The following is a 22,452-nucleotide window of genomic DNA, read 5'->3' on the forward strand; positions in this document are numbered from 1 at the left end:
CTTCGCACCCTCACCGGGTGCGCAACGCCAGCTGCTCCCGCCCGCGGCCGGCCGGTTGACCGCAGGCCAGCAGCAAGGCGATCCCCCCGAGCGCCGCCCCGATCACCACCGTGCTCGCCACGCCGAACCCCGACACCGCCAGGCCACCGGCGACGGCCCCGAGCGCGATCCCGACGTTGACCGCGGCTGACAGCGTTGCGGCCGCCACGTCGGAGCGTCCCGGCGCCACCTGCAGGACCAGACCACCCAGCGCTGCCGTGAACGCCGCGAACGCCATGCCGGACAGGGCGATCATGCCGACGGCCACCACCGGCTGCCGGCCGAACATGGACAGGACGAGCAGTGTCACGGTCTGCAGCATCACGGTCGATATCAGGGCAAGCCACGGGTTGCGGTCGACGAACGCTCCGATCGCGAGCATGGCGAGCACGCTGGCGATGCCGCGCGCCAGCAGGATGGCGCCGACGGACGCGGCGGCGAAGCCGGTGACCTCGGTGACGAACAGGGCGACATAGGTGTAGGCGGCGATCGCGCCGGCCGTCGTCAGGATGGCGATCACCACGAGCAGCCAGAACCGCCGGGCGTCGGGAGTCGCGCCATAGGTGGCGTGCCCCTCGCCGGGCCGCGTCGACGGCAGCAGGGTGGCCACCACGACCAGGACCACCGCGCCGAGGCCGGCCACCGCCAAGAACGACGCCTGCCACCCGGCCTTCTCGCCCAGCCAGGTGCCGGCGGGCACGCCGGCGAGCAGCGCGACGTTGCCGCCGGCGAACACCACCGCGACCACCCGTCCGCGCAGGCCGGGCCGGAACAGCTCGGCCGCGGCCGGCACCACCACCGCCCAGAACAGGGCGTGGGTCAGTCCGGTGGCCACCCGGGCCGCCGCTGCTTGCGCGAACGAGGTCGCGAAGACCGTGGCCGCGTTGCTGACGACGAAGCCGGCCAGCAGCCCCGACAGCAACCGCCGGCGTGGGATGCGGCGGGCCAGCACGGTCAACGGGACCGAGGCGATCATCACGACCGCGCCGTAGACGGTGACCAGCATGCCGACTCGGGACGGGGAGATGTCCAGGTCGGCGGCCATGGGGAGCAGCAGGCCGACGGGCAGGCCCTCAGCAGTGCCGTACAGAAAGGTGCCGCCGGCCAAGCCGATCAGAGCACCAACCGCGCGCTTCATGGGTTCACCTCGTTTCCAGCTAAGTTAGTTTTGATGGAAACATGGCACCGGCCGACGCGCAACTGGTAAAGTCCATTTTGATGGAAACAGTGACGCGCATGCGCCTGGTCGGCGGCAACCTCGCCCTCGACTTCGTCAACACGCGGGTCGGTCCACCGGGCGCCGCTCCGGACGACGACGTGCTCACGGGCTATCCCGAGCTGATCGCCTGGGGCAGGTACGCGGGCGACCTCACCGACGCCGAGGCGACAGCCCTGCGCCACCACGCCCGCGACGACGCAGCCGGCGCGGAGACCACCTTTCTGCGCGCGCTGCACACCCGCGACTACCTCGACGCGATATTTCAGGGGCTGGCCGCCGGCCGGAGCCCGGACCCGACCGCCCTGGCCCGATTGCGGGACGACGAAGCGGACGCGATCGCCCACGCCCAGCTCGACCCGGACAGCGGCTTCGCCTGGACCTGGCGGGACGACCACTCGCCGGCGCGCCCGCTACGGCCGGTGGTGCACGCGGCGATCACGCTGCTCACCACGGCCACGACGCAACGCATCAAGAGGTGCGAGGGCTGCAGCTTCGTCTTCCACGACGAGAGCAAGAACCGCAGCCGCCGCTGGTGCAGCATGGAGGACTGCGGCACCGCCGAGAAGATGCGGCGCTACGTCGCCGCACGGCGCAGCCGGCTCATGCGCGAGCGGTCAAGTGACGCAACGCCCCGCCGGCCGTCGGCCGGCCTGCCGTAGCGCGACGACTCGGGCTCCGCATCCACGGGCCTCGTTCTCGCCGCGGCACCGCGCCCAAGCTGCCCAGCGCGGCGCGGCCGTCTGCCTGCCGGCGGTGCACGACCCGGCCTCGCGGCTGTTCAGCGCCGAGGGACTGTACGACCCGGGCCTCGCCCTGCGTCTCGACCCTCCCGCCGAGGCCAACGACGTGCGGGCCGACGGCCTGACGCTGATCATGGCCACCGGCGCGAACCGCGGCGGCAAGTCCACCTTCCTGCGCAGCGTGGGGCTGGCCCAGCTGATGGCGGCCGCCGGAACGTTCGTCCGAACGCGAGGGCTCCGGCATCGCCCGCCGCATCCTCGACGCGATGACCGAAGCGGACATCACCGTCGCGTTCGTCACCCACCTGTACGAGCTGGCGCGGGACTGCTACGACGAGCGCGGCCGGTTCCCCGCCCTGTTCCTCCGCGCCGAACGAGACCGTTCCTTCCGCCTGCGCGGGAGCGCACCGCAGCCCTCCAGTCACGGCGCCGACCTGTGGAACTGAGTGGCGCTCAGGCGCGGCCGAAGCGGGTTGCGGCTAAGACATCGAAACACGTCGCTTTAGGCTCACCCCATGATCCGTGCCGTGGCGTTCGACGTCGGTGAGTGTCTGGTCGATGAGACGCGGGAGTATGGGACCTGGGCTGACTGGCTCGGCGTGCCGCGGCACACCTTCTCGGCGATGTTCGGCGCGGTCATCGCGCAGGGCCGCGACTATCGCGAGACGTTCCAGGTGTTCCGGCCGGGCTTCGACTTAACGGAGGAGCGGGAGAAGCGGGCCGCGGCGGGGAAGCCGGAGTGGTTCGGCGAGGACGATCTTTACCCCGACGTCCGGCAGACTCTGAGCGCGCTGCGTGCGGCCGGCTTGTGGGTCGGTATCGCGGGTAACCAGACGGTTCGCGCGGGCGGAATTCTGCGGTCGTTGGACCTGCCGTCCGACTTGATCGCGACCTCGGACGACTGGGGCGTGTCGAAGCCGAATCTGGGCTTCTTCGAGGCGTTGGCCAAGGAGATGCCCGCGTTGCCGGAGGAGACGGTCTACGTCGGCGACCGTCTCGACAACGACGTGATCCCGGCTTCTCGTGCGGGCTTCAAGACGGCGTTGATCCGGCGCGGGCCGTGGGCCTCCATCCAGCAGCATGAACCTGATGCAGAGCGGGTGCCGACTCTGCGGATCGACTCGCTGGCGGAGCTGCCCGAGCGGATCGCGGCCCTCGACGCTGCAGAGCGCTGAGGGTGGTTCGCCAACGCGAACGCCTTCACGTGCGAAGCCGGCGTCGGCCCGGACTCCGCGGCCGCCATGCGCCGCGGGCTCGACCTGGGGTGATGGGCCTGTTGACCGCTGCTCGCGGCGATCGGCTGGCCGTTGCAGGCATCGACAAGGCATAGTGTGCCGCGGCGTCATTGGCCGACGTCGGCTGGTTGTGCGGAAGGTGGTTGGACGTGACGACGCGCTTACGTGCTCGGTGGGGCCGGGCCGCGGCAATGATCGCGCTGGGCGGGGCCGCGCTCGTGGTGCCGGCGGCGCCCGTGGCGGCTGCTCCCTCGCCCGTCAGCATTGTGAGCGTGTCGGCCGAGAACGTGAAGCCGGGCGACAAGGTTCGCGTGAGGTTTCGCGTCACGAACACCGGGAGCCGGGCCGACACGGCCATCGTGGTGGTCGGTGGCGGCCTGGCGTGCATCGCCGGCTGCCGGGCGGAACCGAACCTCAAGGGCGGGCAGAGCCAGGACTTCCAGGCCACCGTCGTGGCACCCCAGGTCGGCCCGGGCGAGACTCTCGGCCTGAACATCTCGGTCGGCGTGCGGCTCGGCGGGCAGAACAGCTACGCCTTCAAGATGGTCTCCATCAGCGGCGCGGGGGCGCCGCAGCCCGAGGCGGCCAAGCCGCCGTCCGGCGTGGTCGCTGTGACCGGCCGGGTTCGCGACGGCAGTGGCAAGGCGCTCGCCGGCGCGGCCCTGACCGTCCGGGACAGCGCCGGGCACGAATACCGGACGACCAGCGACCGGAGCGGCCGGTTCTCCGTCAAGGCGGGGGCCGGCAGGACGATCGCCAAGGGCCGGATCACGGTCGTCGCGTCCCTGGACGGCTATCGCACCGCCCGCGCGACGGTGCAGGGCTCGGCCGGCGAGACCGCGACCGTGCGGCTGACCTTGGCCGCCGTGGCCACGCCCGCCACGACCTCGCCGTCGCCGACCGCGACGGCGGCTGTGGACGAGGCTCCCGTGCCGGAGACGGTCGCATCCTCGGAGGCACCCCTCGCGCTCAAGACTGTCAGCGACGAGGGCAGCGGCCCGCTGCCCTTCGTCCTGGGCGGCCTGCTGGTCGCCGCCGGCCTGGGCGCGCTGGCCCTGCTGGTGGTCCGCCGCCGGAGGACGCCGGACATACCGGCTCCGCACCCGGCGGCGCAGGGCGGAGCGGGCGTGATCGACGCACCGACGGCGGTGCTGCACATGGGGCCGCCGACCGGCCGGTTCCCCGGCGCGTACGGCGCGAGCTCGCCGGGCGGCCACGATCCGCACGGCAGGCCGGCTCGCTGACGTCCCGTCGCCGTCACTGAGACGGGTCGGCTCGATCATGCGTCGAAGGGTCTAGCATGGGCAGGTGGTGACCGAGCCCGGCGATGGCGACGAGCGGCGGGGTGAAGAGCGCGAGCGCACCCCCACCGCGCGGGAGGCGGCTGCCGATCGGCGGGATGCCCAGGCGGATCAGCGGGAGATCAACCTGGAGGGCCGTGACAGCGAAGCGCAGCGCCGAGAGTCGCTGCTTGTCCTGCGGGAACAAGCGGCGGACCGGCGTGATCGGTGGGCCGATCGGCGCGACGACGCCGCGGATGAGCGCGACGCCGTCGCCGACCTGCGCGCGGCCGAGGCCGACCGGCGGGACGCGGCCGCTGACGAGCGGGACCGGGTGGCCGACGCGCGGGAGCGGCTTGCCGATCAGCGTGAGATCGACGCTGAGCTCGGGCGCCAGGCACTTGACTAGGTCATAGCGCCCGGTCCACCGCGGCTTTGGCCAGGCCGGTGAGGGCCTCCGTGACAAAGGGCGGCAGCGGCGCTGCGGCGAGGGCGGTCAGTCCCGCTTCCGCCCGTACGCGGATCATCTGTTCGATCCGGTCGAGCGCGCCCGTCGCCTTGATGATGGACCGGAGCTCCTCGGCGCCGTCGGGGTCGAGGGACGGGTTGCCGAAGAGCTCCGCCAGGCGGGCCGCCTGGGCGCGGTCGGCGGCGTCGCGGGCCAGGGCCATCATCACCGTCATCTTGCCCTCGCGCAGGTCGTCCAGGGTGGACTTGCCGGTGACCGCGGGGTCGCCGAAGACGCCCAGGACGTCGTCGCGCAGCTGGAACGCGTCGCCGAGCGGGTCGCCGAACTCGGTGAACGCCGCGTACAGCGCGTGCGGCGCACCCGCCAGGCACGCGCCGATCTGCAAGGGGCGGGTGACCGTGTAGCGGGCCGCCTTCATGCGGATGACGGTCAGGGCGCTCGCCACCGAGCCGTCGCCGACGCCGGAGACGAGGTCGAGGTACTGGCCGGCGATGACTTCGGTGCGCATGAGGGCGAACGCCGCGTACCCCTGATGGATCTGCCGGGGTGGCAGGCCGCACTCGTGGAACATCTGCTCGGCCCAGGCGGCGCACAGATCGCCGCAGAGCAGGGCGGTGTTGCGGCCGAACGCGAGCGAGTCGCCCCGCCACGCGTGGCGGTCGTGCAGGGTGGCGAAGAGGCGGTGCATGGACGGCTGGCCGCGCCGCCGGTCGCTGCCGTCGATGATGTCGTCGTGGATGAGCGCGAAGGCGTGGAACAGCTCCAGCGCCGCCGCGGCCCGGATCACCTCGGGGCAGTCCTCGCCCCCGCCGCCGCGCCAGCCCCAGTAGCAGAAGGTGGGGCGCAGGCGCTTGCCGCCGGCCAGGACGAAGCGGCGCAGTGAGTCGAGGGCGCCGCGTGGGGCGCCGTCCGGCCACGCCGGGTCCTGGCGGTCGATGAACTCGGCGAGGGCGGTGTCGAAGCGCCCGCTCAGGGGCAGGCGCGTTGCCTGGAGCGTCATGACGCCAGGCCCGCGAGCGACAGCAGCAGGGCCTTCACCTCCGTGGCGGCGATCTCGTGCCGCACGGCGGACGGGTCGGAACACAACAGCACCGGTCCGTCGTTCGGATCGTCGGGCAACCGGCCGTGCGACCCGCGCACGGCGCGCGCTCCCGCGTCGAGGCCGACCACGTCCATCACGTACCGCAGGCCCAGCTTCTTGCGGGCCACGGCGGTGACCGCGCGGCGCCGGGCGGCGGACGGGTTGGCCGGGTCGAAGAAGAGCTCCGCCGGGTCGTACCCCGGCTTGCGGTGGATCTCGACGACCCGGGCGAAGTCGGGCGCCGCCGCGTCGTCGAGCCAGTAGTAGTACGTGAACCAGGAGTCCGGTGATGCCACCAATACGAGGTCACCCGCTCTCGAGTGGTCGAGTCCGTACTCCGGCTTCTCCGCTTCGGTGAGGACCCGGTCGACGCCCGGGAGCGCCGCGCAGAGCTTGGCGACCGCGGCGACGTCGGCGGGGTCCCGCACGTACACGTGGGCCACCTGATGGTCGGCCACGGCGAAGGCCCGCGACGTCCACGGATCCAGATACTCCATGCCGTCCTGGGTGTGTACCTCCAGCAATCCCTCGGTACGCAGCATGCGGTTCACGTCGACCGGCCGGCTCACGTCCGTGATCCCGTACTCGGAGAGCGCCACCACCGTGATGCCCTTGGCCGCCGCGTCGTCGAGCAGCGGCGCCAGCACCTTGTCGAGCGCCGTCGCGGCCGCGGCGGAACGGGTGTCGGACGGCCCGTACCGCTGCAGGTCGTAGTCGAGATGGGGCACGTAGACCAGCGTGAGATCGGGCTCGCGGGTGCGCAGCAGGTGCCGGGCGGCGTTGACGATCCACTGCGACGACGGCATGCCCGCGCCCGGGCCCCAATAGGTGAACAGCGGGAACGTCGGCAGCTCGTCGTGCAGCGAGGGCGGATACGTGTAGCAGTCCGGCTCCTTGCGCCCGTCCGCGCGGTAGATCGGCCGTGGCGTGATGGTCCAGTCGACGCGCGCGCCCATCGCGTACCACCAGCAGACGTTGGCGACCGTGTAGTCCGGGCGGACCCGCCGCGCCGCGTCCCAGACCTTCTCGCCGCCGACGAGCGCGTTGTGCTGGCGCCAGAGGAACACCTCGCCGAGATCCCGGAAGTACCACCCGTTGCCGACGATGCCGTGCTCGGACGGCAGCGCGCCGGTCAGGAACGTGGACTGCACCGAGCAGGTGACGGCCGGCAGCACCGTGCCCAGCTGTGCCTGGAAGCCCCGCGCGGCAAGGGATCGCAACCGGGGCATGTGCGCCAGCAGGCGCGGTGTCAGCCCGACGACGTCGAGCACCAGCAGTTTGCTCATCGTGCCACCCCCGCACTCGAGAGCAGGTCCCCGGCGAACGCGACCTCGGCCGCGATCCCGTCCGCCAGTCCCGCGTCATCCTTGGGGCGCTGCGATTCCGGCAGCACGCCCCACGTGTACGTCTCGACGTCGAAGTGCTCGCACCGCGGCCCCGGCGCGGTCAGCAGGTGGCGCAGGGCCTCCCGGATCACCGGCACCGTCGACGTCAGCGGCGCGACCGGCGTGGCGTGCAACGGCACGTGGTAATGGATCCGCCACGGTCCGGGCAGCCCGCGGTCGAGCGCCTCGTCGAGGTCGTCGGCCGCCTCGCCCAGCGCCGAGCGGGTCTGATGCAGGAACCTCTGCTCCACGTACGCCCGGAGCACGTCCTCGGCCGCAACCGGGTCGTCCGCCTGGAGCGCCGCGGAGACCTGCACCTTGACCACCGGAACACCGGCCGCCCGCAGCCTTTGCAGGGCCCCCGCGGGCTCCTCCCAGGCGCATGCGAGGTGCGCCAGGTCGAGGCAGACGCCCAGCCACCGCGTGTCCACCCCGGCGAGCAGCGAGGCCGCCTGCGTGGTGTTCTCGATGAGGCACCCCGGCTCGGGCTCGAAGCCGACGCGGATCGTCCGCCCGGTCTCGCCGGCGATCCGGTCGAGCCCCCGTGCGAGCTCGTCCAGGTGCCGCGAGGCGGCCGAGGCGCGCTCGGCGTCCCACGGGGTGCGCCACGCCAGCGGCAGCGACGACACCGAGCCGTACGAGGCCCTGTCCGGCATCAGATCGGCCAGGACCCGCGCGCAGTCCAGGGTGTAGTCGAGCCGTTCGCGCTCGGTCCAGTCGGGGTAGTAGACGGCGTGCTTCACCACGGGCGCCTGGAACGCCTCGTACGGAAATCCGTTGAGGGTCACCACCTCCAGGCCGCGCGCGTCGAGCTCGGTGCGCAGCCGCTTGCGCTTGCCGGGATCGGCGGCGAGCTCGGCGGCGGCCGGCGCGGCCAGCCACAGCCCGAGGCCCAGCACGTCGGACTTGAGCCTGCGGCGGATCGGCAGGGCGTACGTGTCGAGCTGGCCGATGATGCCGTCGAGGTCCTCGGCCGGGTGCACATTGGTGCAGTAGCTCAGATGCATCAGCTGCCTCCGCGCAGGATCGAGTTGCCGGCGAACGTCGCCTCGGTGCCCGCGGCGTCGGAGAGGTCGAGCCGCCCCGACTGCGCGTAGAACGCGACCGGGTTGCGCCATAGCACCTGGTCGACGTCGTCGGCGGAGAAGCCGCCGGCCAGCATCGCCTCGCCGGTCCTGAGCGTCAGCAGCGGATCCGAGCGCCCCCAGTCGGCGGCCGAGTTGACGAGCACGCGCTCCGTCCCGTACTTGCGCAGGATCTCCACCATGCGGTCCGGGGACATCTTGGTGTCCGGGTAGATGGAGAAGCCCATCCACACCCCGGCGTCGCGGGCCGGCTCGACGGTCACCTCGTTGAGATGGTCGAGCGCCACGCGGCCCGGGTCGATGCCCGACTCCTTGACGACGTCGAGGCTGCGCAGTGTGCCGCGCGCCTTGTCCCGGTGCGGCGTGTGCACCAGCGCGGGCAGGTCGTGGTCGAGCGCCAGGGCGAGCTGCGCGGCGAAGACCTCGTCCTCGGCGGGCGTCATCGAGTCGTACCCGATCTCACCGACCGCGACGACACCGTCCTTGGCCAGATAGCGGGGCAGCAGATCGAGCACCGGGCGGCACCGCGGATCGTTGGCCTCCTTGGGATTGAGCGCGATCGTGGCGTGATGCCGGATGCCGAACTGGGAGGCGCGGAACGGCTCCCAGCCGATGATCGAGTCGAAGTAGTCGGTGAACGAGCCGGGGTTCGTGCGCGGCTGGCCGAGCCAGAACGCGGGCTCCACCACGGCGCGCACCCCGGCCTCGGCCATGCGCTGATAGTCGTCGGTGGTGCGTGAGGTCATGTGGATGTGCGGATCGAAGATGCGCATCAGGCCTCCTTCAGCTGATCGAGCAGGGCGAGCGCGTCGGGCGGCATGTCGCGGCCGGCGGCGTGACGTTCGAGGGCGAAGGCGCGCAGCATCGCGCCGAGCTGGTCGTCGGCGCGCTCGGTGAGGCGGTGCACGGACTTCAGCGGTACGCCCATGAAGACGCACTTGAGCACCGCCTGCCGCCACGCCTCCTGGCCGAGACGGTCGCTGTACGGCCCCAGGGCCGCCGCCACGAGCCGGGTGTCGTTGGTGCGCAACGCATCCTCGAGCAGCGGCACACCGGCGTCGCCGATCGGCAGCAGCGGCAGGGCCTTGAGCACGGCCAGCTTCTCGGCCGTGTCCCCGTAGCGGTAGACGTCGGCCACCTGCTCGGGCGGCAGGAACGCGAGCAGCAGCGCGCGGGCGGCCTCATCGGCCGTCCAGCCGTCGGTCAGCGGGCCGCGCCCGTAACGCCGGCCGGCGGCGGGGAAGAGAGCGGCGACGGCGCCCGGGTCGTCGGCGGCGCGCTGCAGGTCCTCGGTCACTTTCTCGTCGCCGCCGAGCGCGGCCCGCAGGTCGTCCAATGTGGTCATGCGACTCCTCCTCGTGCTTCCTCGGCCGCCTTGCGCAGGAAGTCCAGGGACTGCGCCGCGATCGTGGGCGCGGCGTGCGAGTGGCGGGGCAGCTCCACCGAGACGAGCCCGGGGTAGCCCGCCAGCGCCGCGAGCACGGGCGGGAAGTCGATCTCGCCGTCGCCGAACTCGAGATGCTCGTGCGTGCCGCGGCGCATGTCGTCGATCTGCACGTTGACGAGATGCTCCGAGACCGCACGCACACAGTCCGGCACCGGCATCGGCTCCAGGCAGCGGCAGTGACCGATGTCGAGCGTGATGCCGAAGCCCGGCGGCCGGCCCAGAGCGTCGTACAGCCGCCGCCAGTCCGCGATGTCGTTGACCAGCATGCCGGGCTCCGGCTCGAAGCCGAGCGTCACGTCGTTCGCCGCGGCGAACTCGACGATCTCGGCGCAGCCGGCGACGAGACGGTCCCAGCGCTCGGGGGCGCCGATGCCGGCCCAGAACGAGACGGCCTCCGCGCCCAGATCCGCGCCCACCCGCACGGCGCGGCGCAGATATTCGAGGCGGAGAGCCGGATCGTCGTCCATCAAGGTGGGGGAGTGCTTGCGCCACGGGTCCAGCAGAAAGCGGGCGCCGGTCTCGATGACGACGGCGAGGTTGTGCTTCTCCAGGTCCCTGGCCACGGCCGCGGTGCGCCTGGCCAGATCGGCGCCGAACGGGTCGAGATGGTTGGTGTCCAAGGTGAGGGCGACGCCGTCGTAGCCGAGGTCGGCGATGACGGCCAGCGCCTCGGGCAGGCGGTGGTTGGTGAAGCCGTTCGTGCCGTAGCCGAATCTCATGTCGGTGACACCTTTCGCGCCAGGCGGCGGGCGAGCGGGGCGATCAGGGCGACAGCGAGGCCGTGCGCGGGGGCGCCGGCCCGTGCGGTCAGGGCGCCCTGGAGCTGGGGGAGCTCGGTGATGCCGGCGCCCACCGCGGCTCGGATGTGGCCGGCGTCGGGGCTTCTCGCGGCGGTGAGTTGCGCGCGGCCGTAGCCGGCCAGGTACCAGGCGGACAGGGCCGCCGCTGCCACCGAGAAGCGGCTGGTCGTCGCGGCCACCCCTACGGTCCCGGCGAGCGTCGACAACGGCACAGCCGCCGTAGTCCCCGACACCTCATGCCGCGACAACGCCGTCACCGTGTACGTGTGCGCCGCGACGGTGAGCGCCGGCGGCACGGCCCGCCGCACGGGCCCGCCGCTCGCGCCCAGCAGCACGTCGAGGCCCCGGCAGACCGCCATGACGGCCGGCCCGGCCGCGGTGTTCTTCGCCCACAGGTCGTACGCCCACACCGCACCCGCCAGCGGCGCGGCGACGGCGACGGCTCGCCGGCCGCCCGCCAGCGCGGCCACGCCGACCCCGGCGGCGGTCAGCCCGGCGGCCGTCAGCACGGCGTGCCGCGGCTTCACCCGGCCGGACGGGATCGGCCGCCGGGGACGCTCGCGGGCGTCGAGCTCGCGGTCGGCCCAGTCGTTGGCGGCCATCCCGGCCCAGTAGAGCAGGACCGACGCCGCGGCCAGGCCCGCCGTCGACCGGCGCAGCGCGCCCGCGGCGGCCGCGCCCGCGACCACGTCGCCGGGCACCGAGAGGGCGGCCGGCGCCCGGACGAGCTCGGCCAGGTCACGCAGCCCCATCGAGCCCCCGCACGAACGCGACCAGCGCCGCCCATTGGCCGGGCAGGTCGTGGGGGACCTCGCCGATCGGGTCCTTGAAGAAGAACGCCAGCTCGGTGAGGGGCCCGCTGCGCCCGGCGGCGTGTGCGGCCGCGGTGAGGCGGGCCAGGTCGAGCACGAGCGGGGCGGCCAGGGCGGAGTCGCAGCCGTGCCAGGAGAACTCCATGCGCATGCGGGTGCCGAGGAAGCCGCTGAACGTGATGAGGTCCCACGCGGTCTTGAAGTCGCCGATGTCGTCGACGTATTCGATGTGGCTGCTGCCCTGCGGCTGGTAGCCGAGGGTCTCGGCGAGCACCCGCTGTTTGCTGCCGGCCTTCGCCGCGTTGGCGGCCGGGTCGGCCAGGTTGGCGCCGTCGCCGCCGCCGAGCAGGTTGGTGCCGGCCCAGGTGCGCACGCGCAGGTTGCGCATGGCGAACATGGGGGCCAGCACCGACTTCACCAGCGTCTCGCCGGTCTTGCCGTCGTGCCCGGCGTAGGGGAGGCCGGCGGACGAAGCCAGCTCGCGCAGCGCCGGCAGCCGTGTGCCGGTCGACGGCGTGAAGTCCACATAGGAGCAGCCGGCGACAAGAGCCGCATATGCATATAGCGAGCTGGGCGGGAGGATGGCTCCTGGTGACGACAGGGCGTCCTCCAGGTCCGCCAACACGCCATGAGCAGGGTGCGGAACAACCGCCGGCTCGGTCGACGAGACGTTGACGACCACGACGCGCACCAGGCCGCGGCGGCGCCGGAAGTCGTCGATGTCCTCGGCGATGAGCCGGGCGGTCTCGAGCTGGGTCGCCGCCGACGGCACCGGGCGCAGCTCGCGTTCGAGAGCGGCCAGCTTGTCGGCGACGGCCGCCGCCGGGCGCGCGGGGAGCACGCCGGCGGCGACCAGGTCCTCGACCTTCTTCTCCAGGGTGATGTCGCTGATGTCGTGCCCGCCGAAGACCAGGTCGCCGAGGCCCGGCACGGCCTCGCTCGCCAGCTCCGGCAGTTCGGTGACGCAGCCGAGCGGCTCGGCGAGCCCGGCGCGTAGTGCGGTGGCGCCGACCATGCTGGTCACCGCCACAGATCCTCGTGCTCCGATCAACCACACGCCGGTCGTCATCCGAACCTCCTGTTGCTAGTTGCCGTAGACCTCGAAGGTGAAGAGGGAGTAGCCCCACGGGGTGCCGCGGGTCGTGCCGTTGATCCGGACGTATCGCGCCTGCTGGGAGAGGCCGGTGTGGTCGTCCGTTCCGCCGTCGGCGCCGGTCACCGAGCGGGCGGTGGTCCAGGTGCTGCCGTCCAGGGAGGTCTGGATCTGGTACGCGGAGCCGTACGCGGCCTCCCACAGCAGGCGCACCCGCGACACCGTGTAGGTGGCACCGAGGTCGACCCGGATCCACTGCGGGTCGCTGAACGCGCTCGACCAGCGGGTGGTCGTGGAGGCGTCCACCGCGTTGGCGGCCGGGTAGCTCGCGTTCTCGACGCTGGAGGCGGTGGCCGGCTTGTTCAGCGCCACGTTGGTGGCCGGCGGCTGCCCGGTCAGCTCCTTGATGCGCACGTTGCGGAAGGCGGCCGTGTCGGCGCTGCCGTGATTTTGCAGGCCGATGTAGCCGTCCAGGTTGCGGGCCGGGTCGGTGTTGGTGAAGTCGTTGACGAGCCGGCCGTTGAGGTAGACCCGGATCCGCTGGCCCTCGACGAGCAGCTCGTAGGTGTTCCACTCACCCGGCGGGTTGAGCGCGGCATCGCGGGCGGCCAGGTCCGCCGACTTGAAGCCGTAGATGGCGCCGGTGGTGCGGTCGGCCGCGTCGGTGGCGTCGATCTGCACCTCGTAGCCCTGGTTGACGGCCACCCACGGGTCGGCGCCCGGGTTGGGGAAGCCGACGAAGATGCCCGAGTTGCTGTCGCCGGTGAGCCGCCAGTCGGCCTTGAGCGAGTACGACGTGAACTGCTTGGCCGAATACCAGTAGAGGCCCATGCCGCCGACCGACGTGAGCGTGGCGTCGGTGTTGGTGAAGCTGCCCGGACCGGACTGCGACCAGCCGGTCGTGCCGCCGTTGTAGAGCGCGGTGTAGCCGGTCTCGGGACGGCAGTCGGCCTTGGCGCGCCCGGCCGCGTAGCGGATGCCGCCGAGCAGGTGACTGCGGAAGCTCTGCTCCGCGTACGAGGCCTGGGTGTGCCCGAATCCCGTGTACCAGGACCGGCCGCCCTCGACCGTCTTGCACCAGGCGATCGGGTGGTCGGCGCCCATGTTGCCGCCGGAGTAGGTCGACTCGTCGAGCGTGGCCAGCACGTGCGCGTCGGCGCGCGGGTTGGTGCGGTAGTTGTAGAGCTCGTCGGTGCGCGTCCACGCCTGCGGCAGGTGGGCCGTGCTCGCGTGCGCCCGGTCCTCGACCCGCGAGGTGACCTGCTGGATGGCCGGGTGCGAGTGGAAGTACGCGCCGACCAGCTGGCCGTAGAAGGGCCAGTCGTACTCGGTGTCGGCGGCCGCGTGCACGCCGGCGAAGCCGCCACCTCCCCGGATGTACGCCTCGAAGGCGCTCTGCTGCGTCGCGTTGAGCACGTCGCCGGTGGTGTTGAGGAACACCACCGTCTCGTACTGGGCGAGGTTGCCCGTGGTGAACGCGCCCGCGTCCTCGGTGGCGGTGACCGTGAAGTTGTTGGCGGCGCCCAGGTCGCGGATCGTCTGGATGCCGGCCGGGATCGCGTCGTGCCGGAACCCGGCCGTCTTGGAGAAGACGAGAACGTCGTACGGCGCGTCGGCCGCGTTGGCGGGCGACGCGCTCATGGTGCAGGCGGCGGTGGCCATCAGGGCCATCGCGCCGGCCAGGAGCTTGCGCATGGAACCTCCGTTGACTCGGGGGAGGGTGGGCGCTCGCGTGGGGGGACGAGCGCCCACCTCCTTGCGGGGAAGGTCAGCTGCCGTACACCTCGAAGTTGAAGAGCGAGTAGCCCCAGGCGGTGGCCCGGGTGGTGCCGTTGACGCGGACGTAGCGTCCCTGTGCGTTGAGGCCGGTGAGGTCGTCCACCCCGCCGTCGCCGCCGGTCACCGAGCGGACGGTGGTCCACGTGGTGCCGTCGGGCGACGTCTGGATCTGGTAGGCCGAGCCGTAGGCGGCCTCCCATTGCAGGCGCACCCGGGAGATGGGCTGTGACGAGCCCAGGTCGACCCGGATCCACTGGGGATCGGCGAACGCGCTCGACCACCGGGTGGTCGTCGAGGCGTCGACCGCCGCGGAGGCCGGGTAGGTGGCGCTCTCGACGCTGGACGCCGTCGCCGGCTTGCCGAGCGAGAGCAGGTTCGCGGTGGCGAAGGTGAAGCTGTCCACGTCGAAGAGCGCGCCCGTGCCCGTGCCGGCGAAGGTCAGGTAGAGCGACGTGGTGCCCGCCGGTGCCCCGGAGAGGGCGCCGGTGACGTTCACGAACGTGTCCCACGAGCCGGTCGGCGCGACGGCGGCGGAGCCGATCACCGTGCCGGTCGGCGAGCCCGTGCGGATCTGGAGCGTGCCCCCGGATCCCGCGGACGAGACGCGAGCCGTGAACGAGGTGGCGTTGCTCAGCCGGTACGGGTCGAACTGGATCCAGTCGCCGTTGGTGATGTCGCCGACCGTCTGCCCGCCCTCGGCCGTGGCCTTGGCGAACTTGTTGACGCCGGAGGACGTCTTGTAGTGCTCGGCCTGCCGCTTGCGGGGCTGGAGGATGTGCTGGGTGTGCGTGGTCAGCCCGCCCTTGTCGGTGTACGCCGCGTCGAAGATCGGGAAGATGTTCGCCGCGTCGTCGTGCTCGCCGTCGGTCGGGATGGTGATCGTGCCCGAGCAGCCGGTCTGCGACGTGATCTGGTGACCGTGCTGGTCGTGCCCGAGCACGTAGGCCATCGTCACCTTCGAGCAGTCGATCGCGCCGTCCTCGGGGTCGGTGACCGTGACGCTCCACGGCACGCTGTCGCCGAAGGACACGAGCTGGCCGGCGGCCGGGGTGGTGATGGTGACCGCCGGGGCGGTGTTGCCGACGGTGACGGTCACGCTCGCCGTGCCGGTCGCGCCCTGCGGGTCGCGGACGGTCAGCGTCGCGCTGTAGGTGCCGTTCGTCGCGTACGTCTTCGCCGGGTTGGCCGCGGTCGACGTGGTGCCGTCGCCGAACGCCCACGAGTACGTCAGGGCGCCGCCCTCGGGATCGCTGCTGCCCGCCGACGAGAACGCGACGGTCAGCGGGGCCGCTCCGGAGGTCGGGGTGGCGCTCGCGGCGGCGGTCGGCGCCCGGTTGGCCCCGGCCACGTAGTCGTAGCGGTAGAGCGCCGAGTTGGCGTCGCCGTTGAAGTAGCCGGTGCCGTAGTCGAGGACGTAGAGCGCGCCGTCGGGGCCGAACGCCATGTCCATGACCTGCTTGCCGTTCCACGGGAACGTGTCGATCGTGCCGGGCGTGCCGTTCGCGTTGACCACGATCGGCTTGATCCAGCCGCGCCCGAACTCGCCGGCGAAGAACTGCCCGTCGAACGACTGCGGGAACTTCGTGGTGGACGGGTTGGCGGCGTTGTAGCGGTAGACCGGGCCGCCCATCGGGGACTCGGAGCCGCCGCCGAACTCGGGCGGCGAGCCGGCGTCGCCCGCGTACCGGATCCAGGAGGGTTGTGCGGGTGGCAGGGTCGTCAGGCCGGTGTTGCGGAACGAGTTGTTGGTGGGCCCGCCCGAGCAGTTGTACTTGGCGCCGCCGGTGTTGGCCGCGAAGTCCCACTCGTTGTAGGTCTCGGTGGCCGTGTTGGTGCCGGTGCAGTAGGGCCAGCCGAAGTTGCCGGGCGCGGTGACCCGGTTGAACTCGACCTGCCCCGAGGGCCCGCGGGTCGCCGAGGTGGTGCCCGCGTCCGGCCCGTAGTCGCCGACGTAGACGGCGCCCGTGGCCTTGTCCACACTGATCCGGTACGGGTTGCGGAAGCCCATCGCGTAGATCTCGGGCCGGGTGTTCGCCGTGCCGGGCGGGAAGAGGTTGCCGGCCGGGATGGAGTACGTCCCGTTGGCGTTCACCTTGATCCGCAGGATCTTGCCGCGCAGGTCGTTGGTGTTGGCGGCGCTGCGCTGCGCGTCGTAGGCCGGGTTGCGGTTGCTGCGCTCGTCGATGGGGGAGTAGCCGGCCGAGTCGAACGGGTTGGAGTCGTCGCCGGTCGACAGGTAGAGGTTGCCGGCTGCGTCGAAGTCCATGTCGCCGCCCACGTGGCAGCACATGCCCCGGTCGGTGGGCACGTCGAGGACCGTGACCGCGCTGGCGGTGTCGAGCGTGTAGTCGGCGTTGAGGGTGAACCGGGACAGGCGGTTGACGCCGGCCCAGGTGGCCCAGGTCGCGGCCGTGCCGGTGGCGGGAGCGTCGCCGGCGGGGGTGCTGAGCGGAGGGGCGTAGAAGAGGTAGATGTGCCGGTTCGTGGCGAAGCCGGGGTCGACGGCGACGCCCTGGAGGCCCTCTTCGTCGTGGGTGTAGACGGCGAGCTTGCCGGACACGGTGGTGGTGCCGTTGGCGTCGGTGCGCCGCAGCGTGCCGTCGCGGGACGTGTGCAGCACCGAGCGGTCGGGGAGAACCGCCAGGCCGATCGGCTCGCCGGTCTCGGCGACGCCCTTGGCCAGGGTGACCTGCTGGAAGTCGGCCGGGTTGATGACCGCGGCCGCTGGGGCGGCGGCCGCGAACGTGAGGAGGAGAGAGGCGGAAGCCATCGCGATTAATCGATGGATTCGGGTCTGATGGTTCACGGAGTCCCTTCCTTACCTGGGGATGAGCGAGGGGGACATCTGCCGGAAACATTCCCGTAGTGCTGCCCACGTTATGAAGTTCGCGTCGGCCCTGTCCAGACTTTTGGATCGACCGACCTAACTTTTACGGCATTCGTCGAAAAGTGCTTCCGGCGCTTCCGGCGTGTTGCTCGGCCGTAACGACGGGCCTCGATGACGTGGCGGAGTTCCGCCATGTCGGTTCTTCGCCAGCTCGCGCCGGTTCCGCAACGGCCGCCGGTGCCCAGAATCAGCCTCGTGGCACGCCTTCCTGACTTCGGCGTGACCGCGCGAGGAGGAGTAGTTGTCCAGTCAGAGACTTCGGTGGCTCACGGGGGCGGTCGCGGCCGTGCTCGTGGCGTCGGCCGTGATCGCGCCGGGGACGAGCATGGCGCTCGCGGCGCCGCGGGCCTTTGTGGACCCCGCGCTGCTGCGGGCGTTCGGCTCGGGTGACCAGCAGACGTTCTTCGTGGACCTGGCCGACGCCGGCCGGCTCGACGGCGCCGAGCTCGACCGGGTGCAGGCGGCGCAGCCGGGCCGGGCAGGACGGGTCGCCCGCACGGCGCGCGTCTACCGCGACAAGGTCGGCCACGCCGCGGAGACCCAGCGCGGGCTCCGGGAGCTGCTGAGCGCGCGCGGGGTCGCGTACACCCCGTTCTGGATCTCGAACACGATCGAGGTGACCGGCGACGCCGCCCTCGTGCGCGAGCTGGCCGCCCGCGCCGACGTGAGCCGCATCGCGCTGCCGGCGGTCGCGGTGACCGTGGATCCGCTGGGTGCCACGGCCGCGAGCGGCGCCGAGCTGCCGTACGGGCTGACCCAGATCGGCGCGGACAAGGTCTGGGACTCCTACGGCGTGCGCGGCGAGGGCGTCGTCGTGGGCAGCCTCGACACCGGCGTGCAGTTCGACCACCCGGCGCTGGTGCGGCAGTACCGCGGCAACGACGGCGACGGCACGTTCACGCACGACCACAACTGGTTCGACGCCACCGGCACCTGCCCCACGGCCGGCGTGCCCTGCGACGACGTCGGCCACGGCACGCACACCACCGGCACGATGGTCGGCGACGACGGTGCGGGGCACGCGGTGGGCGTCGCGCCCGGCGCCACGTGGATCGCGGCCAAGGGCTGCCAGGTGGACGGCTGCACCGAGGAGGCGCTGCTCGCGGCCGGGCAGTGGATGCTCGCCCCGACGGCGGCCGACGGCTCGGACCCGCGGCCGGACCTGTCGCCCGACATCGTGAACAACTCGTGGGGCGGCCCGGACGACGGCAACCGCTTCTACGACGACATCATCGGCTCGTGGACGGCCGCCGGCATCTTCCCGGTCTTCTCCACCGGCAACGACGGCGAGTACGGCTGCGACACCGCCGGCTATCCGGCCGCCAACGCGCAGGCGTACGCGGTGGGCGCGGTCGACCGGGCCGGCACCGCGGCCTACTTCTCCAGCCGGGGAGCGGCGGCCGACGGCTCCACCCGGCCGGACATCGCCGCGCCCGGCGTCGACGTGCTCTCCAGCGTCCCCGGCGGCGGCTACGGGCTCAACAGCGGCACGTCGATGGCCGCGCCGCACGTCGCCGGCGCGGTCGCGCTGCTCTGGTCGGCCCAGCCCAACCTGCGGCGCGACGTGGCCGCCACCCGCGAGCTGCTCGACCGCACGGCGCACGACGTGGACGACGAGACCTGCGGCGGCACGGCGGCCGACAACAACGTCTACGGCGAGGGCCGGCTCGACGCGTACGCCCTGGTGGAAAGCGCGACCGGCGGCCAGCACGGCGGCGTGACGGTGACCGTGACCGCCGGCGGCGGCCCGATGGCCGAGGCGAAGGTGACGCTCGCGTCCGACGTGGTCACCCGCACGGCGCGCACCGGCGCGGACGGCACGGTCGAGCTGGGCCGGGTGCCGGCCGGCACGTACACGCTGACCGTGTCCCGCTTCGCCCAGCTCACCCAGCGGCGCACGCTCACCCTGGCGGCCGGCGCGGACCCGCACGTCGACGTCGACCTGACCGCCGCGGCGCCGTGGCACGCCGTCACCGGCGTGGTGCGCGACCCGGCGGGACGCGGGCTGGCCGGCGCCCGCGTGCGGCTCGCGGACGAGACCTTCCCGGGCTTCGTGACGGGCGGCGACGGCCGCTTCGCGGGGCAACTGCCCGAGGGGTCGTACGACGTGGTGGTCGACTACGGACGGTGGCTCGCGCCCGCGACCGTGGCGGTGACCGTCGACGGCGACGAGTCACTCGACGTGACGCTGAAGGCCAAGACCGACGAGTACGGCTACACGGTCACCGAGTCGCGCTCGCGCTTCACGACCGGCGGCAATCTGGTGCGGCTCACCGGTGACGACGCGTCGGCGACGGCGAGGCTGCCGTTCCCGGTCACCTTCTACGGCAAGACCTACCGCTCCGTGGAGGTGCACACCGACGGCTACCTGACGCTCGGTGACGCGTCGATCGACGGCTTCCGCACCGACCTGGTGCTCGACAAGCGCTCCCAGGTGCACACCCGCACCACCTCGGCCGCCTTCGAGGTCACCTGGACCGGCGCGCTGGTCAAGGGCACCGCGGACCGGGTCGACGTGCAGATCCTGCTGCTGGAGAACGGCGGTGTCACGATCCGGTTCCGGTCGGTCGGCGGGCGCACCGCGGCGGTCGGCATCGCCGACGGCGGCAACGCCTTCCTCTCGTACGCCTCGCCGGCGGACACGGTGAGCGACGACATCGCGGTGACCTTCGCGGTGCCCGGCGCGGGCCTCGTGCGTGGCCGGGTGCTCGATGCCAACGACCGCGAACCGGTCGCCGAGGCCGCGGTGCAGGTGTCCGGCGGCGCCACCCCGGTCACCACCAAGACCGATGCCGACGGCGTGTGGCAGGTGCAGGCGCCGGCCGGCGCGGCCACGGTGGCGATCAGCAAGCCGGCGTACGAGAACGCGGCGGTGCCGGTGCGAGTGGCCGCGGCCGCCGTGCGGGTGGTCGACGCGAAACTGCGTACCCCCTTGTTGAGCGCGCCGCGGAAGCAGAGCGTGACCGTCCGCGCGGGCGCGAAGGCGACCGCCGAGATCACGCTGAGCAACCGGGGCGGCCTGCCGGCGACCTGGGACGCCCGGGAGATCAACTCGCCGGCGCCGCCGGACGGCGAGCCCGGCAAGGTGCTCGGCTCCTTCGGGATCGGCGACCTCTACAACGCGTACGGCGTGGACTGGCACGACGGCAAGGTGCTCGTCACCGACACGTACTTCTGGGGACAGGTCGAGCGCTTCGACGAGCAGGGCACGCTGCTCGGCAAGGGCGTCATCCCGATGAACGGATGGGCGTCCGACCTCACCTCGGTGCCGTCGCGCCACTTGTCCTGCGGGCCGAGCATGTCCATCGTCGGCGACCTGCCGATCGTCTGCTTCGACCGGGAGTCGCTGAAGGTCGTCGCCGAGATCCCGACGCCGAAGCCGGGCACGCTCTACTACGGCCTTGCGTACCGCGAGTCGGACGACACCTTCTACCTGGCCGGCGACGGCGGGATCCGGCACATCGCGGGACTCGGCCACGCGCGGCCGGGCGAGGTGCTCGGCCAGTGCACGCCGAAGGTGCCGTGGACCACGGGCATCGAGCTCAACCAGGAGCACGGCGTGCTGTGGAGCATCAACCAGGACAGCAGCGGCGAGGCGATCCGGGCGCTCGACCCGGACACGTGCGCCGAGCTGAGCTGGATGCCGGACCCCGACGCGGATCCGCTCAGCGGCGCCGGCCTCACGCTCGACTCGCGCGGCGACGTCTGGACGGTCGGCCAGACCCGGGTTCCCGGGCAGGCGGCGGTCTATCACCTGTCGGGGCAGCTGCCGGCGTACAGCGACATCCCGTGGCTGACGGCGGAGAACCCGGCGGGCACCGTCGCCGCCGGCGGGAAGGCGCCGCTGCGGGTCACCGTGGACGCCACGTCGCTCGCGCCGGGCACGTACCAGGCGACGCTGTTGCTGGTGAGCAACGGGGCGCGGGCGGCCTCGGTGCCGGTGACCGTGTCGCTGACCGTACGGAAGTAGTGCGGTGGCTCGTCACAGCCAGTCGTGGCGAGCCACGAAGAAGCCCAGCTGCATGCGGGTTGCGGAGCCGGTGACGTCCATCAGGTGCCGCAACCTGCGCTGGATCGTGCGCAGCGACATGCCCAGCTGGGACGCCACGGCCTTGTCCGGCAGACCCGACATGACCAGCGACAGGATCTGCCGGTCGGCCGGGGTGGGGGTGCTCCGGTGGTCGATCTCGTCGGCGGCGGGGGACAGGCGCAGCGGGGTCGCCCTGTCCCACACCTCGCCGAAGAGCGCGGCGAGCACCTCCACCCACGGGCGGCCCCGCATCACGAACGCCCACGGCTCCGCGGGCAGCTCGCCCGGGCCCGGGAACGACAGCATGCCCACTTGGCCGTCGGCCACCGCCAGCTTCGCCGGGACGTCGGCCGCCACCCGCGCCTGCTCGCCGGCGGCCACGCACGCCCCGATCCGCTGCGCCGCCGTCGGCCGTTCCAGGGTGCGCCGGTCGTACACGATGCGGAACCGCACCCCGCGCTCCAGCAGCTCCATCTCGGTCGGGTTGTCGTGGTAGCCGCCCCGGTACGGCGGCCGGTCGAAGCCCAGCACCTCCTCCTGGGCGCCGCGCAGGACCTGCTCGAAGACCTGGCCGACCGCCGCCGCGCCGGCGACGACCTCTACCCCGCCGTCCTTGCCCTCGCCACCCTGCTGGCTGCGCACCCAGTCGCGCACGCCGAGCCGGGCCTCCTGAAGCTGCCGCATCCGGTCGAGCAGCAGCGAGTCGAGCGCCAGGTCGGGCGGCGTGAGATGCAGCCGCTCGCCGTCCCAGCCGACCAGCCGATGACGGCGCAGCCCCTCGACCGCCTCCGCCGGATCGGCGCCCAGCGCGGCCGCGAGCTCACCCACCGTGGTCGCGCGCCCCGTGAGCAGCTCCACGTAGACCCTCTGTTCGAGCTCGGTCAATCCCAGCGAGGCAAGCACGGGTGAATTCTGGCAGGGGCCCGCGCGCCGCCACCGAGACGTTTGTCACTCGCCCGGGCCGGGGAAGTGGTGGCCTGGCCGGGGCGACGGCGCTCCCAGGCAGCGTTAAACAAGATCACGTAGGCTTGCCCGGCCTGTTGCGCGGGGATGGTTCCCTGTGCCGGCGTG

General features: G+C 72.5%; 18 protein-coding genes. 6 read left to right on the top strand and 12 right to left on the bottom strand.

Annotation, left to right across the window (positions count from 1 at the left end):
- Nucleotides 1–10 precede the first annotated feature (10 nt).
- Nucleotides 11–1,177: an MFS transporter gene (locus Ade02nite_RS14410; protein WP_203762241.1), complete on the bottom strand. Its 1,167-nt coding sequence runs from the start codon at nucleotides 1,175–1,177 to the stop codon at nucleotides 11–13.
- 80 nt (nucleotides 1,178–1,257) lie between these two features.
- Between Ade02nite_RS14410 and Ade02nite_RS14415 the strand changes: the two genes are divergently transcribed.
- The 5 genes from Ade02nite_RS14415 to Ade02nite_RS14435 all read left to right on the top strand — a co-directional run bounded on the left by Ade02nite_RS14415 (nucleotide 1,258) and on the right by Ade02nite_RS14435 (nucleotide 4,922).
- The gene (locus Ade02nite_RS14415) at nucleotides 1,258–1,917 is read left to right on the top strand and encodes a CGNR zinc finger domain-containing protein (protein ID WP_203762243.1); all 660 of its coding nucleotides are present in this window, start codon (nucleotides 1,258–1,260) and stop codon (nucleotides 1,915–1,917) included.
- A gap of 347 nt (nucleotides 1,918–2,264) precedes the next feature.
- Entirely contained in the window at nucleotides 2,265–2,444 is a 180-nt protein-coding gene (locus Ade02nite_RS49250; protein WP_239168751.1) for a hypothetical protein, read from the top strand.
- A 69-nt stretch (nucleotides 2,445–2,513) separates the two neighbouring features.
- Nucleotides 2,514–3,173, top strand: a complete 660-nt coding sequence (locus Ade02nite_RS14425) for an HAD family hydrolase (protein WP_203762247.1) — start codon at nucleotides 2,514–2,516, stop codon at nucleotides 3,171–3,173.
- Nucleotides 3,174–3,382: 209 nt separating this feature from the next.
- Complete coding sequence (locus Ade02nite_RS14430; protein WP_203762249.1) at nucleotides 3,383–4,477, top strand: carboxypeptidase-like regulatory domain-containing protein; 1,095 nt, start codon at nucleotides 3,383–3,385, stop codon at nucleotides 4,475–4,477.
- Between the two features lie 64 nt (nucleotides 4,478–4,541).
- On the top strand, nucleotides 4,542–4,922 hold the full coding sequence (locus tag Ade02nite_RS14435) for a hypothetical protein (RefSeq protein ID WP_203762251.1): 381 nt from the start codon (nucleotides 4,542–4,544) through the stop codon (nucleotides 4,920–4,922).
- 1 nt (nucleotide 4,923) lies between these two features.
- Here the strand turns inward: Ade02nite_RS14435 and Ade02nite_RS14440 are convergent, their stop codons facing one another.
- From Ade02nite_RS14440 to Ade02nite_RS14485, 10 genes are all read right to left on the bottom strand, one after another.
- Entirely contained in the window at nucleotides 4,924–5,982 is a 1,059-nt protein-coding gene (locus tag Ade02nite_RS14440; RefSeq protein ID WP_203762253.1) for a polyprenyl synthetase family protein, read from the bottom strand.
- On the bottom strand, nucleotides 5,979–7,349 hold the full coding sequence (locus Ade02nite_RS14445) for an alkaline phosphatase family protein (RefSeq protein WP_203762255.1): 1,371 nt from the start codon (nucleotides 7,347–7,349) through the stop codon (nucleotides 5,979–5,981). Before Ade02nite_RS14445 ends, Ade02nite_RS14440 begins: the two co-directional genes overlap by 4 nt.
- Nucleotides 7,346–8,455, bottom strand: a complete 1,110-nt coding sequence (gene eboE, locus Ade02nite_RS14450; protein ID WP_203762258.1) for a metabolite traffic protein EboE — start codon at nucleotides 8,453–8,455, stop codon at nucleotides 7,346–7,348. Before eboE ends, Ade02nite_RS14445 begins: the two co-directional genes overlap by 4 nt.
- Nucleotides 8,455–9,306, bottom strand: a complete 852-nt coding sequence (locus Ade02nite_RS14455) for a TatD family hydrolase (protein WP_203762260.1) — start codon at nucleotides 9,304–9,306, stop codon at nucleotides 8,455–8,457. Before Ade02nite_RS14455 ends, eboE begins: the two co-directional genes overlap by 1 nt.
- Entirely contained in the window at nucleotides 9,306–9,878 is a 573-nt protein-coding gene (locus Ade02nite_RS14460; protein WP_203762262.1) for an EboA domain-containing protein, read from the bottom strand. Before Ade02nite_RS14460 ends, Ade02nite_RS14455 begins: the two co-directional genes overlap by 1 nt.
- Nucleotides 9,875–10,699 (bottom strand): sugar phosphate isomerase/epimerase family protein, encoded by an 825-nt coding sequence (locus tag Ade02nite_RS14465; protein ID WP_203762264.1) that lies wholly within the window; start codon nucleotides 10,697–10,699, stop codon nucleotides 9,875–9,877. Before Ade02nite_RS14465 ends, Ade02nite_RS14460 begins: the two co-directional genes overlap by 4 nt.
- Nucleotides 10,696–11,532: an SCO3242 family prenyltransferase gene (locus tag Ade02nite_RS14470; protein WP_203762265.1), complete on the bottom strand. Its 837-nt coding sequence runs from the start codon at nucleotides 11,530–11,532 to the stop codon at nucleotides 10,696–10,698. The genes Ade02nite_RS14465 and Ade02nite_RS14470 overlap by 4 nt, the downstream gene beginning before the upstream one ends.
- Entirely contained in the window at nucleotides 11,519–12,661 is a 1,143-nt protein-coding gene (locus Ade02nite_RS14475; protein ID WP_203762267.1) for an inositol-3-phosphate synthase, read from the bottom strand. Before Ade02nite_RS14475 ends, Ade02nite_RS14470 begins: the two co-directional genes overlap by 14 nt.
- A gap of 15 nt (nucleotides 12,662–12,676) precedes the next feature.
- Nucleotides 12,677–14,380, bottom strand: a complete 1,704-nt coding sequence (locus Ade02nite_RS14480) for a ThuA domain-containing protein (protein WP_203762269.1) — start codon at nucleotides 14,378–14,380, stop codon at nucleotides 12,677–12,679.
- A 73-nt stretch (nucleotides 14,381–14,453) separates the two neighbouring features.
- Nucleotides 14,454–17,234: a PQQ-dependent sugar dehydrogenase gene (locus tag Ade02nite_RS14485; RefSeq protein WP_239168752.1), complete on the bottom strand. Its 2,781-nt coding sequence runs from the start codon at nucleotides 17,232–17,234 to the stop codon at nucleotides 14,454–14,456.
- A gap of 358 nt (nucleotides 17,235–17,592) precedes the next feature.
- On the opposite strand from Ade02nite_RS14485, the gene Ade02nite_RS14490 reads away from it, so the two are divergent.
- Nucleotides 17,593–21,321, top strand: coding sequence for a S8 family serine peptidase (locus tag Ade02nite_RS14490; RefSeq protein WP_203762271.1), 3,729 nt, complete (start codon nucleotides 17,593–17,595; stop codon nucleotides 21,319–21,321).
- 12 nt (nucleotides 21,322–21,333) lie between these two features.
- On the opposite strand, the gene Ade02nite_RS14495 is transcribed toward Ade02nite_RS14490, so the two are convergent.
- The gene (locus Ade02nite_RS14495; RefSeq protein ID WP_203762273.1) at nucleotides 21,334–22,284 is read right to left on the bottom strand and encodes a helix-turn-helix domain-containing protein; all 951 of its coding nucleotides are present in this window, start codon (nucleotides 22,282–22,284) and stop codon (nucleotides 21,334–21,336) included.
- Between the last annotated feature and the right edge of the window lie 168 nt (nucleotides 22,285–22,452).

This window comes from Paractinoplanes deccanensis, from assembly GCF_016862115.1.
In the GTDB taxonomy this organism is placed as follows: domain Bacteria; phylum Actinomycetota; class Actinomycetes; order Mycobacteriales; family Micromonosporaceae; genus Actinoplanes; species Actinoplanes deccanensis.